Annotated in this window: 13 protein-coding genes and 1 riboswitch; all 13 genes read right to left on the bottom strand. The window is 53.2% G+C overall.

Going from position 1 to position 17,595, the window contains the following annotated elements; genetic code table 11:
* Nucleotides 1-211: 211 nt before the first annotated feature.
* The 13 genes from R50912_RS33810 to R50912_RS04915 all read right to left on the bottom strand — a co-directional run bounded on the left by R50912_RS33810 (nucleotide 212) and on the right by R50912_RS04915 (nucleotide 17,593).
* Nucleotides 212-2,647: a PA14 domain-containing protein gene (locus R50912_RS33810; RefSeq protein WP_231637774.1), complete on the bottom strand. Its 2,436-nt coding sequence runs from the start codon at nucleotides 2,645-2,647 to the stop codon at nucleotides 212-214.
* A 13-nt stretch (nucleotides 2,648-2,660) separates the two neighbouring features.
* A riboswitch (cyclic di-GMP riboswitch) is annotated at nucleotides 2,661-2,741 on the bottom strand.
* A gap of 137 nt (nucleotides 2,742-2,878) precedes the next feature.
* On the bottom strand, nucleotides 2,879-4,252 hold the full coding sequence (locus tag R50912_RS04970; protein WP_039302273.1) for a sugar phosphate nucleotidyltransferase: 1,374 nt from the start codon (nucleotides 4,250-4,252) through the stop codon (nucleotides 2,879-2,881).
* Nucleotides 4,253-4,981: 729 nt separating this feature from the next.
* Nucleotides 4,982-6,322 carry a UDP-glucose dehydrogenase family protein gene (locus R50912_RS04965; RefSeq protein WP_042232881.1) on the bottom strand — a complete coding sequence of 447 codons (1,341 nt, stop codon included), beginning with the start codon at nucleotides 6,320-6,322 and terminating at the stop codon, nucleotides 4,982-4,984.
* 4 nt (nucleotides 6,323-6,326) lie between these two features.
* Entirely contained in the window at nucleotides 6,327-7,427 is a 1,101-nt protein-coding gene (locus R50912_RS04960) for a glycosyltransferase (protein WP_042232879.1), read from the bottom strand.
* A gap of 101 nt (nucleotides 7,428-7,528) precedes the next feature.
* Entirely contained in the window at nucleotides 7,529-8,668 is a 1,140-nt protein-coding gene (locus tag R50912_RS04955; protein ID WP_042232878.1) for a glycosyltransferase family 4 protein, read from the bottom strand.
* On the bottom strand, nucleotides 8,665-9,855 hold the full coding sequence (locus R50912_RS04950) for a glycosyltransferase family 4 protein (protein ID WP_042232874.1): 1,191 nt from the start codon (nucleotides 9,853-9,855) through the stop codon (nucleotides 8,665-8,667). Before R50912_RS04950 ends, R50912_RS04955 begins: the two co-directional genes overlap by 4 nt.
* Nucleotides 9,842-10,696 (bottom strand): glycosyltransferase family 2 protein, encoded by an 855-nt coding sequence (locus R50912_RS04945; RefSeq protein ID WP_042232872.1) that lies wholly within the window; start codon nucleotides 10,694-10,696, stop codon nucleotides 9,842-9,844. Before R50912_RS04945 ends, R50912_RS04950 begins: the two co-directional genes overlap by 14 nt.
* A 236-nt stretch (nucleotides 10,697-10,932) precedes the next feature.
* Complete coding sequence (locus tag R50912_RS04940; RefSeq protein ID WP_042232871.1) at nucleotides 10,933-12,312, bottom strand: oligosaccharide flippase family protein; 1,380 nt, start codon at nucleotides 12,310-12,312, stop codon at nucleotides 10,933-10,935.
* Complete coding sequence (locus R50912_RS04935; RefSeq protein ID WP_042232869.1) at nucleotides 12,278-13,777, bottom strand: O-antigen ligase family protein; 1,500 nt, start codon at nucleotides 13,775-13,777, stop codon at nucleotides 12,278-12,280. The genes R50912_RS04940 and R50912_RS04935 overlap by 35 nt, the downstream gene beginning before the upstream one ends.
* A 31-nt stretch (nucleotides 13,778-13,808) precedes the next feature.
* Nucleotides 13,809-14,582, bottom strand: a complete 774-nt coding sequence (locus tag R50912_RS04930; protein ID WP_042232868.1) for a WecB/TagA/CpsF family glycosyltransferase — start codon at nucleotides 14,580-14,582, stop codon at nucleotides 13,809-13,811.
* Nucleotides 14,579-15,925, bottom strand: a complete 1,347-nt coding sequence (locus R50912_RS04925) for an O-antigen ligase family protein (protein ID WP_042232866.1) — start codon at nucleotides 15,923-15,925, stop codon at nucleotides 14,579-14,581. The genes R50912_RS04930 and R50912_RS04925 overlap by 4 nt, the downstream gene beginning before the upstream one ends.
* Nucleotides 15,926-15,939: 14 nt before the next feature.
* On the bottom strand, nucleotides 15,940-16,881 hold the full coding sequence (locus tag R50912_RS04920; protein ID WP_231637773.1) for a glycosyltransferase: 942 nt from the start codon (nucleotides 16,879-16,881) through the stop codon (nucleotides 15,940-15,942).
* Between the two features lie 19 nt (nucleotides 16,882-16,900).
* Nucleotides 16,901-17,593: a sugar transferase gene (locus R50912_RS04915; RefSeq protein ID WP_039302991.1), complete on the bottom strand. Its 693-nt coding sequence runs from the start codon at nucleotides 17,591-17,593 to the stop codon at nucleotides 16,901-16,903.
* Nucleotides 17,594-17,595: the final 2 nt, after the last annotated feature.

Below are 17,595 nucleotides of genomic sequence, written 5' to 3'. Positions count from 1 at the left end.
TATAATCTCCTTTCCCCGGGTTTCACTGCCGCCTTAGGCAGGCAGGTATGCAGTTCTCTGTTAAGAGGCTGCAATGAATTAACCGGATGGTCTATAGCTTAGTAGCCCTGCTAATAGCAGGGCCATTAAGATTGGACTTTATAGGATTTAGAATTGTAACGTCTTAACCAGTATCAGCGCCAATAATGAATACAGCTGCGGGGGTATGATCCTAGGAAGCGGAAGGGAGAAACAGTGCGCTCGCGGGAACCGTTGCCTTAACTTGGCTCGGACTCTCCCACATCAGGCGTGCTCTGGCATCTCCTTGATTCTCGTAGTACTCCACTTGTATATCATATAGCTGACCGGCTGTCAGGCTTATGCTTCCTGTGCGTTCGGTCCCGCTCTGCTTCATCCAGCTGTCGATCACAAGCTCACCATTGATCCGTACGCGGATGCCGTCATCTGAAGTGGTATAAATCTGATAAGTCTCAGTGTATAGCGGCTTGAGCTTACCGCTCCAGCGTACAGAGAAGAAATCTATGCCGATTGCGGCATCCGGCGTGCCTTGACGCCAGTTGAAGTCAAGCACTGCATCGGTACGTACCACTGCCGGGGCACCAGACAACGTCATATTATTGAAATATTCCGCAACCAGCCCGTTCACCGCCGGAGCCTCCGCCGTAAGATTCTCCGGCGTTGAACCTTCTGTCGGCGTTGGTGTCGCTGTTGGTGTTGGCGCCGCTGTTGGCGTCGGTGCCGCTGTTGGCACCGGTGTTGCTGTTGGCGTCGGTGCCGCTGTTGGCGTCGGTGCCGCTGTTGGCGTCGGTGCCGCTGTTGGCACCGGTGTTGGTGTTGATACTGGTAATGGCGTTGCTGTTGGTACTGGTGTTGCAGTCACTGCCGGAGCATCCAAGCCTGCTTTGCTGGCTGAAGAAGCAGCCGTGTTCACAAATAACGCGCTTGTAGGTACAGTTGCCTTCGCCTGGCTTGGACTCTGCCACATCAGACGGATATTGGCATCGCCTGCATTCTCGTAATACTCCACTTTGATATCATAGAGCTGGCCTGCTTGCAGGTTTATGCTTCCTGTACGCTCGGTACCGCTCTGTTTGGTCCAGCTGTTGATTACAGCTGTGCCGTCAATATAGACGCGGATACCGTCATCGGATGTAGTGATAATCTGATAGGTTTCACTGAAAGTCGGTTTGATCTGACCCGTCCAGCGGATAGAAAAGCTATCCACTCCGAGCTTCGCATCCGGCGCTGTCTGGCGCCAGTTAAAGTTCAGCAGCGCATCCTTCCGGACCAGAACCGGAGTGCCCGAAAGCGTCATGTTCTTGTAGTATTCCCCCTGAAGACCATTCTGAACGACGGGGGCCGTCACAGTATCATTGGAAGCAGGGGGCGTCGGGATCGGCATTGCAGTCGGTACCGGCATTGGTGTTGCTGTCGGTACCGGCGTTGGCGTTGCTGTTGGTACCGGCGTTGGCGTTGCTGTTGGTACCGGCGTTGGCGTTGCTGTTGGTACCGGCGTTGGCGTTGCTGTTGGTACCGGCGTTGGCGTTGCTGTTGGTACCAGCGTTGGCGTTGCTGTTGGTACCGGCGTTGACGGAGCAAATGTGCCTGCTTTATAATCGTCCCGGGTCACCGTATAGCTGTCGCTCATGAAGCTTTTGATGGTAGCATCGGTATTGGTTTCATACAGCATTTTTCCCCAGCTCATCATATATACCCAATTTTTCTGGGAGAGCTGCAGCTTTGCCGTGCTTGGCATTTGTCCATTCTCGCCAATGGCAATCGGTTTGCCATTCGCAAGGGCAAGCAGGCCGTCATGGTATTTATTCATATAATCGTTCTCATATATATCTGCCGCGAGTACATCCACCTTGTCAGCCCCCGGATAGGTCAGCGCATAAGGATCAGACCAGGCATTGGGTGCATTGGGGTTCCATACCCACAGCAGGTTGTTTAATTTATGAACGTTCACGAAACGGTCATACATAATATTCCAAAGCGAAGCAAAGTTATTTTTCTTCCCCCACCAGAACCAGTTACCGTTCATTTCGTGGTAAGGTCTCCAGAGTACGGGAACACCAGCATCCCGCAGGCTTTTAAGTGAAACTGCCACTTTGTCCAGATCTGCAATCAATGCAGTGTACTGTGTTGTACCTGGAGTAATATATTTATTGAATTCCGCCTGGCTCAGCGGTTTCTGAACATTGGACCAGAGGTATGCGGTACCGGGCAGATTCTCATGAAAAGTCATGGCTACAATGCCGCCGCCCTTATACCAGTTGATCGCGCTGTTCACAACATTTCTGCGCTGCGCCGCTGCTGTACTTTCCGATTGCCCGCTAATTACGCCCAGTTCATACCCGTGAAGAGCAGCATATTGTCCGCTGGTTCCCTTCAGCTTGTTGCTGAATTCGTCCGGACTTTCCAGATAGTCATGTTGGCCGGTAATAATGCCTTTTCCAGTGATAGAATACAGATCGTCCAGCAATCTGACTGCTTCGGTTGAAGCCTCCGGATTAACGGGCGCTTTGGAACTAGATGCAGCTTCTGCAGATGAAGGCATTCCGCCGAGTCCCAGAGGTACTGCAGTCAATAAAAGGGCCAGAGACAGCACAGTGCACAGCAAACGAGACTTACGGTAAGTTATCAAAATCCATCTTCCTTTCGGTAGCCAGGCTGCCACTCTTGCGAAGGCCCTATAGCTTTGCGTCCCTATCTTTCGATTAGGTTTGCCTTTGTCGTATTGGAAGGATTAATCCCTCTTACCGTAAGTATCGTCTCTATTTAGTTTTAATTTAGAGCAAAAATGAATTTTTCTTAATAATTGGTTCTTAATACCTGTTTTGGATTTGTAACAATTGGTTATATAGATAGATTAGACCTACGAAATAAATTGCTGCAAGGCGATATCTTCCCAATCCAAGGTGATTCGGATGTTATCTTCCTCCACCAGCTCAGAGCCGGTCTGCACTTCGATAAATTCCATATCTGTCAATGCCAGGATCGCATGCTTGGTGCCTTCCGGAATCCGTACGACATCCCCCGCCTTTACATTATGCATTTTCTCATTGAGCACAATGCTGGCTTCACCGCTGACAATGGTCCAGATTTCACTGCGTTTGTGATGCAGCTGATAGCTGATATTTTTACCTTCAGAGATAAAGATCCGCTTCGTCAGCACCTCATTACCTTCCGCATATTTCACATAATCAATTACCTTGTAGTGGCCCCAGCGGCGTTCTTCGTACATCGGTCTTTGTTCAAAAGATTTCAGCACTTCCTTAATGCGCGGGCTCTCCGCCTTGTGCGTAACCAGAATTCCGTCCGGGCTGGCGGCGATAATCAGATCCTTCGCCCCGATCACGGTGATCGGAATGTCCAGTTCGTTGATAAGGCAGGTGCCTTCGGAATCTGCAGTGACGAAACCTTTGCCAACATGATTGCTGGTCATTTCTTCGGTCAGCGTATTCCAGGTGCCCAGGTCCTTCCAGAATCCGGCGTAAGGCTGAACCACGATATTCTCTTCTTTTTCTACCACCTCATAATCAAAACTGATGGAAGCCAGCAGTTTATACTGCTTCTGCAGTTCCTCATAGTTCAGTGGCAGTCCTTTGCGCTGCAGAATATCCAGCAGATACCCAAGACGGAAAGCAAACACGCCGCAGTTCCAGAGGGCGTTCCGACTGATTAGCTCCTCAGCCTGCTTGCGGTCCGGCTTCTCCTGGAAGTGGCTGACCTGCAGATACCCGCTCGCTCCCGCTTCGGCGCTGGTAGGAATGATATAGCCGTATTTCTCGGAAGCATGCTCCGGAACTACGCCCATCAGCGCCAGATTGGCGCCGCTCTCCAGCATCGTGCTCTCCAGCTGCAGAACGGTATCGAAGAAGGACGACTCCACATAAGGGTCGACGGGCAGGATGGCTACCGTCTCGCTTGGTGAAACACCGGCGATCGAATACAGGTATGCTGCAGTCAATGCAATAGCAGGGAAGGTATCGCGCCGCTCCGGCTCAACGATAATCGGCACCCCGCTGCCCAGCTGGCTCTGAATCATCTCTACCTGGCTGCGGCCGGTAGCCAGGTAGGACGATTCCGCCATCCCTGTCTCCTGCAGCTGTCTCCATACCCGCTGTACCATGGATTCCGGTTCACCTGCCGGGCTTTCCAGTACTTTCAGAAATTGCTTCGAACGTGAATCATTGGACAAGGGCCAGAGCCGTTTACCAGAACCGCCTGATAGAAGTACTAGTTTCATAAGTGAACCCTCCTAAGTTTATGTGATGTCGCGAAAATATCGGATTGTTATTGGGAGCTGCAGATTGCGGAAAAGCTTAATGCGCTGGCTGTTATGAGAGTCACTGCAAGGAATGTTTGGACTTTCGGCCGCTGTTGCCTCCGGATTTCCTGATTAGACCGCTCTTCGCGGTAGAAATCCAGAGACAGCATATGCTTCCGAAGCTAGCTTTCCTACGGAAAGCTTTCAGGCGGACGCTAACGCTCCTACAGTTCCAAAATTCCTCTCCGTTCCATTACATAACAGCTGGGGCTATTCGCTTCGCCCGCAGGCGAAGCTCCCGGCTAAAGATCCAGCTATTGCCGCTTGTTGTTGCGGCAATTGAACCGTGGCTGCCGCTATGCTTGCGCGGCAGGAAAGATTTAAAGATGCTTAAGTGCCTCTTGTTCCAAGGGACTCCCGCTCGCCGTAGCAGCGGGGGCAACACAAGATTCTCACAAGACTCTCACAAGACCAAGACACAAGACTCTTGTTCCAAGGGCTTGCCGCTCACTCACGCGGCGGGTAGGGCAAGGATCAAGTGCACTTGTGCTCCTCATTTCCTCGTTTGGCCCGCATCCGGTGGAATCAAGTGCATTAATGCTCCTCATTTCCTCGTTTAGCCCGCATCCAGTGAAATCAAAGGGATTTTTCCCTCTAATTTCCCTAAGCAGCCACTTCTGGGGAGGCTGCGGGATATCCGCTAGACGATTAGATCGCGCCAGCAACGCTGGCGGAGAAGCCGCTAAGGCCGCCCATCTGCGGGCGTCCGACGGAATGATACTCCAGGCCGGTTCCTTCGATCTGCTCTTTGGTATAGACGTTGCGGCCGTCAATTAATACCTGGCGGCGCATGCTCCCAGCGAGCTGATGCAGGTCGATATCCTTGAACTGGCTCCAGTCGGTCAGGAGGCATACTGCGTCGCTGCCTTCGGCAGCCTCTTCCGCCAGTCCGCACCAGCGGAGCTGCGGGTGATCGTACTCTCGCCGGAAGTTATCGGCGGCAATCGGATCATACAGCTTGACGGTAGCACCTTCAGCTACCAGCGCTTCAACGATTTCGCGGGCAGGCGCCTCGCGGACATCATCGGTGTTCGGCTTGAAGGCAAGGCCCCAGATGCCGATAACTGCGCCGCGCAGGCTGCCAAGCGATTCATGCAGCTTGGAGATAATCATGAACCGCTGTCCTTTATTGACCTCGACCACCGATTTCAATAGCTTGAACTCGTAGTCCACGTTGCCGGCAATCTGGATCAGCGCATTGGTGTCTTTCGGGAAACAGGAGCCTCCATAACCGATGCCGGCCTGCAGGAAGGTAGACCCGATTCTCCGGTCCATTCCCATGCCCTCGGCTACCTCGGTTACATCAGCTCCCACTTTTTCGCATATATTGGCGATCTCGTTAATGAACGATATCTTAGTGGCCAGGAACGCATTTGATGCATATTTGATCATCTCGGCGCTGCGGATATCCGTGACGAATACATTGTCCGTGAAGCCCTGATGCAGCTGGCGCATCGTAGGCTCAAGCTCAGGATTATCAAGTCCGATCACGATCCGGTCGGGATGCAGCGTGTCGCGGATCGCGGAGCCTTCACGGAGGAACTCAGGGGCGGAGACAATATCGAAGGGATGATTCGTATGCGAAGCGATCAAATTGCGGATTTTCTCATTGGTGCCTACGGGTACGGTCGACTTGGTCATGATGATCTTGTAGCCTTCCATCGCCTGCGCAATTTCAATGGCGGCCCCTTCAATATATCTTAGATCTGCTTCACCGCCCGGCAGTGAGGGGGTCCCTACGGCAAGGATGACGATGTCGGAGCGGCGGACCGAATCCTTAAGATCGGCCGAGAAGCTCAGCCTGCCCTCGCGGAGATTCATTTCGATCAGCGCCTCAATGCCCGGCTCATAGATGGGGGATTCCATCCGGTTCAGCTTCTTGATTTTTTCCTCATCCTTATCGACACAGATGACATGATTTCCGTTAAGGGTGAAGCATACGCCCGAGACAAGACCTACATAGCCGGTACCGATTACTGCGAGTTTCATACAATCATCCTCCTTTTAGGAAATTGACGTAGGCCTGTTCCACATACTGCTTGAACTGGACCATAAACGCCTGCTCATCAAATTTACGTGCATGGCCCATAATCTGCTCGATATCCCACGCATAGGATTCTGCTTCATCAATGGCCTGGAGCAGATCATCAACTTCCTGGTGCTGGAAGAACACGCCGTTGACGTAAGGAATAATCGTGTCCAGCGCTCCTCCGGCCTGATAGGCGATGACCGGTCTTCCTGCAGCATTCGCCTCCAGGGGCGTAATGCCGAAATCCTCTTCTCCGGGAAAAACAAAAGCCCGGCACTGCGACATCAGTCCTGTCACTTCTTCATCCTCCAGCCGCCCCAGGAAAGAGATATTATCCTTGGCCATGCCTTCCAGACGCTTGCGGTCCGGCCCGTCTCCCACGATGTACAGCTTCACGCCGTTACGGTTGAATGCCTCTACCGCCAGATCGATCCGCTTGTAGGAAACCAGCCGGGATACGATCAGATAATAATCTCCAATGGTAGGGGAGCTGGTGAAGCGGGCTGTATTAATCGGCGGGAAGATGACATCGGAATCCCGGTGATAATAATTCTGAATCCGCGTCTTCACGACGGAGGAGTTGGCTACGAACTGGTTTACATTCTTGGAGGTACGCTGATCCCAGCTCTTCAGCCGCTGCATATATACCTTAAGCAGTCTTTTGAATAATCCTGAATTGGATTGCCGCTCCATGTAAGTGTCATAATCCCAGGCGAACCGCATGGGGGTATGGCAGTAACACAGATGAAACGTAGACTCGGGCACCTGGATGCTTTTCATAAAAGCACTGCTGGAGCTAAGGACGATATCATATCCGCTGAAGTCCAAATCGCGGACAGCCATCGGATAGAGCGGCAGCACCCCTTTGAAATTCCGCTTCACGCCGGGGATTTTCTGCAGCCAGGAGGCCCGGATATCCGCATCTTTGAGGTTATCGGTCAGGCGGCTTCCGTTAAAAACCGTTGTGAAAATCGGAGCATCCGGATACATGTGATGAAAAACCTCCACCACTCTTTCCGCTCCGCCCATTTGGATTAAGTAATCGTGCGCTATCGCAATTTTCATGTGAATCATCCTCAAAGTTTTATGGAGCAGCATCATCATGCAGTGAACGCATGGTAGAAACGGATCGTGAAGCAAGTCTTAAGCATTGTCCAAGCGCGAGGTCAGGTAACCGCCAGCAGACCTTTGTAGTACGCTACGATATCCTTGACCGTATTCTCGATGACAAAATGCTCTTTCACCCGTTTCATTCCATTATCCGCCATCCGTCTACGCTCTTCGGGATGGTTCAGCATCCAGGTGATGGAGTCTGCAAGTACAGTAGCATCTCCCGGCTGGATCAGCATTCCTGTTACGCCAGGAACTACAATCTCAACCGGTCCGCCTTCATTGGAGGCAATCACCGGCAGTCCAGCCGCCATACCTTCGACGATGACCTGGCCAAACGGCTCGGGGGTGATCGACGTGTGAATCAGTAAATCGGCTTTGTTCATAAGTCCTTGTATATCATCTACATGACCCAGCAGGCTGACATTGGTAATGTTGCCTTGCTGCATCTGCTGAATTAATTCCTGTTTGTATTCCTCTTCTCCGAACAGCGCGTCTCCGGCAAGCCAGAACTTCACCCGGCTGTCATTCTTGAAGGCCTTGGCGGCTTCCAGTACAATATGCTGGCCTTTCCAGTGAGCCAGGCGTCCCACCAGCAGGACGTTGAAGTCCTTCTGGTCCCGCTTGCCGATTCCTTCACCAATCGCTTTGGCAAAAGCGGAGTAAACGACCAGCGTCTTCTTTGACCGCGGCAGCTCCAGGGCATTCAGTGTGGAATGGGAATTGGCGATGACGCCGTTCGGCAGCAGGCGTGACAGCAGCCGGATCGCCTTGGCGACAACCGGCTTCAGGTACGGGGCTCCGATATGGTCCCGGATATGCCAGATCAGGGGCACCCCGGCTTTTTTGGCAGCCACCGCTCCGTAAAATGCCGATTTCAGTGAATTGGTATGCACGCAATCGACCTTCTCCTCTTTGAGCAGCGGAGCAAGCTTACGGCCGTAGGCCAACAGCTTCATTGCAGCAGCCGGAGCACCGAGGTTCACAGCGTTGCGTCCGCGGCTGCGGATGCTCTCATCCAGCGGGATAATGCGGACATCGATGCCCTTTTCCCGCAGGCGTTCGGCCAAAGTGCCTTCTTCCGCCAGAATCACCAGCGGTTGAATCTGTTCACCGATGTTGGTGAGAATGTTGAACAAGGCAACCTCTCCGCCGCTCCATTTGGCGGTGTGATCAATATAAGCGACTTTGATCATCCTACGCTCACACCCTTTCCCAAAGTTTCGAGGAATACGGACTCCACTTGATCGCCCACATGCTGCCAGGTATATTTCTCCAGCACATGATTCCGGCATTCGTCACGGCCCGGCAGCAGCTTGCGGTTGCTCAGCATATGAATCATGCCTTCTGCCATATCATCGCTGCCTGCACTCTTGAACAGCAGCTCCGGCCGGAAGCCCTGCAGAATCTCCTTGTTGCCGCCGACCGGCGTCGCCATCACCGGAAGTCCTGAGGCCAGCGCCTCAACGGTGATCAGGCCGAAGCCTTCCAGCGCCTGCGAAGGAACGACGAACATATCCGCCGCCTGATAATAGGAGGCCAGCTCATGATCGGGAATATAGCCCAGGAGCCGGACTTTGTTGCCCAGTCCGTAATCGGCTATTTTCTCTTCGAGCTCCCCGCGCAGCGGGCCTTTGCCCCCGATCAGCAGAATCGCGTTCGGGAACCGCTCGGCGACCTGCTTCCAGGCTTCGAGCAGCTGCAGCAGCCCCATCCGGTTCATCAGCCGCCGGACCGTCAGCACGGTCGTTGCGCCTTCCGGCAGATTCAGTGTCCGCCGGACCGCCAGCCGGTTGGTGGAAGGCACGAACCGTTCCACATTGGCCGCCCCCGGAATGACGATGATCTTGTGCAGCGGCACCCCATGCAGATCATGCAGCATACCCCGGAAGTAATCGCTTAGGACAATGAATTTGTCCGCCAGCTTGTAAGCCTTATGTTCAATCGATTTGGCAATCGTTGTTTTCACCTTGTGCTTGATGCCTTGACCTTCGATCTTCATCTCTTCATTCCAGGGGCCGTGGAAGGTCATCACCACCGGAATGCCCCGCTTCTTCGCTTCAATCGCCGGTCCGATGCCGTAAGGTGCGAAGTGGGTATAGAGGATATCAATCCGCCCGCTGCCGTCTCCCATCAGGTCCGCCGCCTTGCGCTGGAAGGCATCCTTGCGTTTCCAGATCGTCTCCTTGGGATCGCCGGCGTTATGGATGATCAGTTCCTTTGGGGTAGCCGGTGTCTCCTGACTACAGATCAGGGCATGCACCAGGTTCCGTGTGGAGAGCTGCTCACATACGGATTTGAAATAGGTGTTCAGTCCTCCGGGCTGTAACGAGGGCCAGCTGAGGCCGGTCGTCATAATGTTCAATCCGTCATTGTACGACATAGCTTCTCTCCCCTTTGTTCTCCTTGTCGGCCTGGCCCTGGGTGTTATGCCGGGTCAGCTTACCGGAGCTGTGTAATTCGTAATGCTTGAAGCCGACCATGAATTCATACATCACCCAGAATATCGATACCGCGAAGCCTGAAATCCCTTTTTTGAATAAGCCGTGCACGAAATACTTCTGCAGGAAACGTGCCGGCGGACGCAGCAGCAAGTGGCTCAGTTTGAACGGCTTGCCGCTGGCAAAGGCGCTTTGCGCTTCCAGATCCGTGTATTTGTTGAACCGGGCTACATGATCGTTGATGCTGCGGAAGCCTTGATGCCACAGCGTTCCGTTCAGCTTCACCGTCCGTTCCTCGGATACCTCGGGCATCTCATGCACCAGGCTGTTACGGATGCCATACTCCTTGCGGTTATACAGCCGCACCAGGTACTCACCCTTATCCAGCCATTTGCCGAGAAAATCACCAATCCGGTATAGCGAGAACGCTACGGTGGCATCCGTAAGTCCCGGCTTGCGCTCCAGAATATCCCGCGCCAGCTCTTCACTGACCACTTCGTCGGTATCAATCAGGAAGACCCAATCATGGACGGCGCGTTCCACTCCGAATTCCCTTTGCTTCGCGTATCCGGGCCATGGGTTAACATACACCCGGCATCCCAGGCTCTCGGACAGTTGGACTGTCCCGTCTTTGCTGCCCCCGTCGATTACAACCACCTCGTCGGCGAACAACTGGCAGGACTGAATAGCCGCGGAGATTCGAACTTCGTCATCCTGAGCGATGATGACCGCCGATATCGGGTAACTCCCCCGGCCGCCAAGCACGCTTGTCATTGAATCCATGAAGGTATCCTCCTTTTTCAGTCCAGTGTCTATCGTCAATCCGAGAAAATTTGGGCTTCCGATCGCTGTTGTCTTCCGATTTCCTTGATTAACCGCTGACTGCGGTTGAAATCGGAAGACAAAGGCGAACGCTGACGCTTCTTCCAGCTCCAAATTTTCTCTACTTTCCTCCAAACACTGTCCTTTTTCATTTAAGCAGAAAGGCAGTTCGCATCGTGCCTCTGCTCACTTTCCGCTTACACATCCATAGGTTTTTTGCGAATATACGAATTCATCGTCGTCTTCAGCCACTGAAGGTCCTGGGCGTTAATAAGCAGCCGCGGAAGCTTAACCTTCAGGTTGTATCTGATATTAAGAATAATGAACAGGAACCGCAGCACTGCCGATGAGAGCATAGCCACTCCCGCTCCGAACAATCCGAATTTCGGCACCAGCAGGAAGAGCAGCGGAATCACGAGGATCAGGCCGACTCCCTGAAGGATGGATACGAACTTCGGCTTGCCCAGCGCCATGAACACCTGGGCCAGAATCAGCGTCCCTCCGCTGATGGTCACTTCCAGCAGCAGCAGGCGGAACACGGTAAGCGCCGTGTTGAAATCCTTGCCGTAGAGCAGCGGGATAACAAACGGGGCAACCAGCATCAGGAACAGTGCGCCAAGCAGTGTACAGGTGGTGCTGATCCGGAAAGCCTTGAAGGTAAGGGCTACTGCTTCGTCCTTTGACATCTCGGAGGCTTTGGGGAACAGGACCACCGTAATCGAATTAGAGAAGAAGTTGACCATTCGCGACAAGCTTACAGCAACCGCATAGAGCCCCAGATCGGCCGGCCGGAGCAGCCCGGCAATAATGATCTGGTCTATGTAATACGAGAACTGTCCAAGCAGATCATTACCGTAGGAGCCCATACCGTAAGTAAACAATCTTTTGAAGTTAAGATAGGCATCCCGCAGCTTTACTTTGTAGGTGCGGAGCAGCGAGACCGTCATTCCGATGAACAGCGGAACCGACGGGACCAGATAGGCCAGCGCTGTTGTATAAGGATTCATGTGTCCGGTCAGGATGAGTATCCCAATCGCGGCCAGCGTCAGCAGAGGAATCAGATAACGCAGCCAGTTGAAGGTTTTGTAATCCCCTCTGAACTGGAACGCCGCATTGTTGACCTGCGAGACCACAATCAGCGGACACAGGATCATCGACCACTGGGCGAAGACCACAACATCATGGCTGAAGGACTTCAGCCAATACGGGAGAACAATAATCCCGATGATCATGGCCATCGTCCCGAACACAAGTCCAATCAGCAGCGCCACCCTGTACAGTACTCCGGCTTCATCCGGGTTCTTCTTGGCGTTGTAGATCAGTGCCGAGGGGATGCCGAAGCTCATGCTGAACGCCAGGAATTGTGACCAGTTCACCATAGCGGTCTGTTCCCCCCGCCCTGTCGGACCGAGATACCGGGCGGTCAGCACACCGGTCAGCATATTGACCAGCAGAATCAATACGCTGACGAACATTGTTTTTACGGCCGCCGAGCTGTTGTCCTTACTCTTCGTGAAGCGCCTGAGGGAGGACCAGACTGTATTAGCGGGAAGTGATTTCGCGTTCAACTGCTGCATGTGGTATACCCTTCTTTCTGCTCTGAGTAATCTCTTTGGCACTGAGTCCGAGTCCGATCAGCATCCAGATCAGATAACCCTTGAGACCCGGAAATCCGTTATCCGATACCAGACTTACCACAGCCCCCATCCATGCCGCCAGCGACAGGCGGGCGTAAGGCTGAAGGTGATCCTTGCTGGTTACTCTGACGGCAATCTCTTTAATGACGGCCCCCAGGGCTCCGAAAAAGAACAATGCGCCGAGTACTCCGAAGGTAAGCAGCAGTGCGATCACACCGTTATCCATGTTGCCGTATTCACCAAGCTCCCCGCCGTTGCCGATCTTCGTCCCCTGTCCTACGCTGCCGATACCCTGACCGACCGGATTGCCTGCCACCATCGGCAGCATGTTCGTCCACAAGCTGAGACGTTCATTGTAGGAATGATCCTCCTGCACCGAGGTGAGGGTCTCCATCCGGGCGACCAGCCCCTCTGCCCCCGGCAGCTTGGGAACTATCGTGAACAGCGCGGCTGCCACGAATACAAGCTGCAGCAGAGTTTTCCATTTGCCCTTGGAGGGAGAGGAGGCAATGTACACCAGCAGCATTACCAGCAGGACCAGCCATGCGGAACGCACCAGCGTAGTCAGCAGGCAGACTACTACGAGCAGAACACCAATCCAGCGCAGTGTTCCCTGCCATCTTTTCTCCAGAATCATCGGGACCAGCGCGAAGACCAGGAAGGTTGCCGCCGGGCCCGGAGAATTCAGAGTGGAGAACACCCGGATCTCCAGGGGATACGGTGTTCCGATGGACATCATATCCGCGTTCCGCATCCAGAAGGCGTCCCACGGAGGAACCGTCAGATACTGTACAATTCCATACGCTGCAACCAGCACGGCGATATTGGCAAAAGCATACAGCAGCCGGTCGATATCCTTCGGTTTGTACGGGGTTACCGCGAAGAACGGAATCAGCAGCAGCGGTACGATATAATTCGCCAGATCGTATACCGAGCCAATGCCGTTCTTCGCGAGGCCAATCATCGCGCCGTAGGCCAGCGCAATGGAGAACAGCAGAAGGATCCGGGTAGAGGATTTGCGGATCTTGTGAATCTCCTTCAGCACCGGAATGGCTAAGGTAGCTCCGGTGAGCAGGGGCGCCAGACTCAGCAGTGATACGGAGTGATACACTCCTTCATACCAGTCTGCAATCCGCCGCAGCTCCGGAGCAACCGCCCAGATCAGCAGCGTGTAAGGAATCAGCAGCCGTGTATTCAGCAGCGCCAGCAGGAAGGCCGGGAAGAGGATTCCTGCCAGTATCACGCCCTGCAGACTGTTCGATGAGCTGAGCTTCGCACTGGCGAAGCCGATCAGCAGCGGCAGAATCACTGCTGCGCCGCAGATCATGGTCATCACTGCCGCTGACTTCACAGCTGATCTAGAGGGAAGACTCAGACTGTTCTCATCCCTGCTTAGCATCTTCATTCCCCCGCCTCCCGTCTCCGCCGCTTCTCGTTTATTGCGATTTGCTGTTCTTCACTTTTTCCCGCTTGCGCAGCTCCTTCAGGAGCAGCACCAGGAACTGGGCATCATCGACAAGGTATCTTTTCCATAGACGGCCCGGCTCCTGACTGAGCCTCCACAGCCATTCCATTCCGGTTCTCTGCATGAAATCCGGAGCCCGTTTGACCGAGCCTGACAGGAAGTCGAAGGTTGCGCCCACACCGATCGAGATCGGCGCCTGATAAGAGGTATAGTGACGGTATATCCATTTCTCCTGCTTCGGCGCTCCCACGCCTACGAACACAATATCCGGCTGACTCTCGGTCAGCATCTGGATAATCCGCTGGTTCTCTTCTTCGTTGTGCTCAAAGCCGTAGGAAGGAGAATAGCAGCCGACAACATTGATACCCGGATAAGCTGCTTTCAGGTTCTTCGTCGCCTGCTCCGGCACGCCTTCCGCTGAGCCCAGGAAGAACAGCCGGTATTTCCTTTGTTCAAAAGCATTGCCCAGCCTGCTGAACAGATCTGCTCCCGATACCTTTTGCTTCAGCGGCTTACCGAGCATTTTGGAAGCCCAGATGAGCGGCATTCCGTCTGCCACAACAGCTCCGGCTTCGGAATAGACTTCCTGGAACTCTTTGTCCTTGCGGAGCTTGATCACATGATCGACATTGCATGTCAGGATGTAGGACTGGTTCCTTTCCTGAATCGTTTTGTCAATGTAATCGAGCAGGTCCATGAAATCATAGTTATCGAAATTGACATCGAACATATTCACTTGGTTCATCGTATCACTTCTTTTTGTGGGGAATCGGCCAGCTGTGAAGATCGATACAGGCAGTTCAGGTACCAACAGAACGGAATGATGAATTGGACCGTCGACAGCGTGTTATCTGTAAATGAGTAGATCAGAAACGCTGCTATAAAGAGCAGATAATAAGGTTTGACCGGCGGTGCCAAAGCCCTGTACACCAGAAGGAACACAGCCAACAAGGAAAGCAGCAGCAGGATTGCGCCGAAATACCCTCCATCGAAGTAGAAGCGGATATACTCATTGTGCGGAACAACAAACCCTTTGTAGAGCGATCCGTCATTCGCCACCGTCACCGCTCCAAGACCCCGTCCCGCATAGGGGGAATCCTCCGCTTTGTTCAGGAAGTACTCCCAGGCTTCCGCACGCCCTGACAGGTCGACCCCCGTTTCCGTCGTACGTTCGAAGGAACGTTTCTTGATGTTATCGAGCTGCAGGTATACTGCTGAGGTAATTACCAGCAGCGAGCACAGCAGCGGGATCAGGAATTTCGTTTTGCCTTTTAAATACTGGCGTGAGATGTCGTAGAAATAATAGAGCACCATCAGGACCAGTGCCAGAATCGGCCCCCGTGTCCCGGTTCCAATGAGGATCAGGAAATTCAGACCCAGCATTGTGTAGTAAAAGCGGATATGCTGCGGGCTTCGCTTAATTTCAATGAATGCGATCGCGACTCCCATGAAAGCCAGCATAGCCAGATGCGCCGGAATGTTCGCCCCCTGAATCCGTACTGCGCCGGTGAATTCGATGTCGAGTAAGGAATGCAGATGAGCCGCCTGCAGCACCACTCCGGCTAATACACTGACCAGCGGCAGCAGGGTGATGATGCGGATTTGCTTCTCAGCCACCTCCTTCTTCCAATTGATAAGCAGGAATACGAAGGGCAGCGATAATCCGATAAAAGCTTTGACTGCAATCGATGAGCTCATCTCCGGCAGCCAGATGGAGAAGGTGAAGGTGATGAAGACCAGCGCCAGCATCGCCCACAGGGGGGGGCTGAGCCGGAACTTCAGGCCGTTGACCAGAATGCACGGCACCAGCAGCATCAGGATAACCAGTTTGTAGAGTGAGAGAATCTCAACACCGAACATACTGCCGCTGAACAGGAAGTTAATCGAGACTGCGGTGGTCAGCAGAACGAAGTAGCTGATCAGTTCCGGACGGGAGATGGAGACGAACAGCAGCATAATCAGGAGTACAGCAGCTATGGCTATGACCGGCTGGTAGATGACTGCTGCCCCCAGGAATAATGCGGACATGAGATAGAGCATTCCGTATGGCAAAGCGTTTATTTTGGAGCCCCATTCAAAATTAGTCATGTCACGCACTCCCCTCACCCCGCTGCGGATTCCCTCTTCCGGTTCCAAATCATATGGAGAGTTCCGCGAATACTCTCCAGCCGGCATTTATTCAGCAGCCTTCTTCCCTGACTGCGGGAGAGAATGGAATCTGCCAGAATGTACATCACCTTGGCTCCTGTTTTGCCCAGCAGCAGCAGGTTGCCCTTCATCCCTTCGCTTTTCATCGCATTGGATATGCCTTGGCTGTAATAACGTTTCATAATCCAGTCTTCCGTCAATCGGTTAGCCGGTACGAAATGATCCACCGCCATCTCCGGATGATAGAGAATGGAATGCCCCTCCTGCTGGATTTGGCCGAACAGCCAGGTCTCTTCACCGGAGAGCAGCGAATCACCTTTTCTCCCCAGCTCCAGCGGAAACAGGCTGATGTCGAACACGATCTTGCGCATCGCCATATTGGCTCCGCAGGGGTGCAGACGCTTCGGATATTCCCTGATCCGGTTGCCCAGATCAACTATGGTATATGGAAGCTCGAATGGCTTAATCAGCCATTCCGGCCGTTTGCTCTCGAAGATCGGAGCAATTTTACCGCCCATGGCCATCACTTCCGGCTTCTGTTCAAACGTACTTACGATCGTACTAATCCAGGTCCGGCAAGGTATCGCATCATCATCCAGGAAGGCGATGAGCGGCGATTTGGAAGCCAGAATTCCCGTATTCCGGGCCGCCGACAGTCCTTGCACCGGCTCCAGAAGATAACGGATATCCATATCAGCACCATAGGTATCAATAAACCTCCGGATGGCGGCTGCCGTATCATCCTTGGAGCTGTTATCCACTACGATGATTTCGGCCTGGTCCAGATTCTCCAGCGGAAGCAGCGAATGAAGAGTCTTGACCAGCAGCGCCGACCGGTTGTAGGTGCAGATGATAATGGAAATCTTAGGTACTTCTCCGTGTACAAGCATCGGCATTCACCCAATTCCCATAATTTTAATAAGCATTTTTGGAGCCGAGCAGCATCAGGCCGGTTTTGACAATGATCTTAAGATCCAGCATAGTGCTGCGCATGTGGATATAGGTCAGGTCCAGCTGGACCATTTCGTCAAAGCCAACGCTGTTTCTGGCATTAACCTGCCAGTACCCGGTGCAGCCCGGTGTAACCATCAGCCGTTGTTTGTCATACTCCGTATACTGCGCCACCTCTTCAACGAGCGGGGGACGGGGGCCGACCAGACTCATATGGCCCATAAGCACGTTCCAGAGCTGAGGCAGTTCGTCAATACTTGTCTTGCGCAGGAATCTTCCTGTCCGCGTGATGCGGGGATCATTCTTGATCTTGAACATTGCGCCGCTCACCTCGTTGTAGGCCATCAGATTGGCCTTCAGCTCCTCGGCATTGGAGACCATGGATCTGAATTTGTACATAGGGAACAGCTTCTCATCCTTGCCGACCCTGTTCTGGCGGAAGAATACTTTGCCTTTAGGATCCTCCAGCTTGATTAGGACAGCCACCACCGCGAACAGCGGCAGCAGTACGAGAAGGCCAAGAGCGGAGAAAAAAATGTCGATAATCCGCTTCAATACCAGATAGGAATCCATTTCCTTACTTCCTTCATTGGCATGCAGCATGTAAAGTTTCGGCAGGACGGCCTCATAGTCTTCCGGCAGTTTTTGCATGCTCATCT

It is taken from the genome of Paenibacillus sp. FSL R5-0912 (genome assembly GCF_000758605.1).
Lineage (GTDB): Bacteria > Bacillota > Bacilli > Paenibacillales > Paenibacillaceae > Paenibacillus_AQ.
The sequence above is the reverse complement of the archived record's forward strand: the minus strand, read 5'-3'. Positions and strand labels throughout refer to the sequence as shown.

Excerpts from the sequence above, each read along its gene's own strand:
- R50912_RS04970 (WP_039302273.1), bottom strand. The coding sequence starts at position 4,252 with ATGAAACTAGTACTTCTATCAGGCGGTTCTGGTAAACGGCTCTGGCCC.
- R50912_RS04965 (WP_042232881.1), bottom strand. The coding sequence starts at position 6,322 with ATGAAACTCGCAGTAATCGGTACCGGCTATGTAGGTCTTGTCTCGGGC.
- R50912_RS04960 (WP_042232879.1), bottom strand. The coding sequence starts at position 7,427 with ATGAAAATTGCGATAGCGCACGATTACTTAATCCAAATGGGCGGAGCG.
- R50912_RS04955 (WP_042232878.1), bottom strand. The coding sequence starts at position 8,668 with ATGATCAAAGTCGCTTATATTGATCACACCGCCAAATGGAGCGGCGGA.
- R50912_RS04950 (WP_042232874.1), bottom strand. The coding sequence starts at position 9,855 with ATGTCGTACAATGACGGATTGAACATTATGACGACCGGCCTCAGCTGG.
- R50912_RS04945 (WP_042232872.1), bottom strand. The coding sequence starts at position 10,696 with ATGGATTCAATGACAAGCGTGCTTGGCGGCCGGGGGAGTTACCCGATA.
- R50912_RS04940 (WP_042232871.1), bottom strand. The coding sequence starts at position 12,312 with ATGCAGCAGTTGAACGCGAAATCACTTCCCGCTAATACAGTCTGGTCC.
- R50912_RS04935 (WP_042232869.1), bottom strand. The coding sequence starts at position 13,777 with ATGAAGATGCTAAGCAGGGATGAGAACAGTCTGAGTCTTCCCTCTAGA.
- R50912_RS04930 (WP_042232868.1), bottom strand. The coding sequence starts at position 14,582 with ATGAACCAAGTGAATATGTTCGATGTCAATTTCGATAACTATGATTTC.
- R50912_RS04925 (WP_042232866.1), bottom strand. The coding sequence starts at position 15,925 with ATGACTAATTTTGAATGGGGCTCCAAAATAAACGCTTTGCCATACGGA.
- R50912_RS04920 (WP_231637773.1), bottom strand. The coding sequence starts at position 16,881 with ATGCCGATGCTTGTACACGGAGAAGTACCTAAGATTTCCATTATCATC.
- R50912_RS04915 (WP_039302991.1), bottom strand. The coding sequence starts at position 17,593 with ATGAGCATGCAAAAACTGCCGGAAGACTATGAGGCCGTCCTGCCGAAA.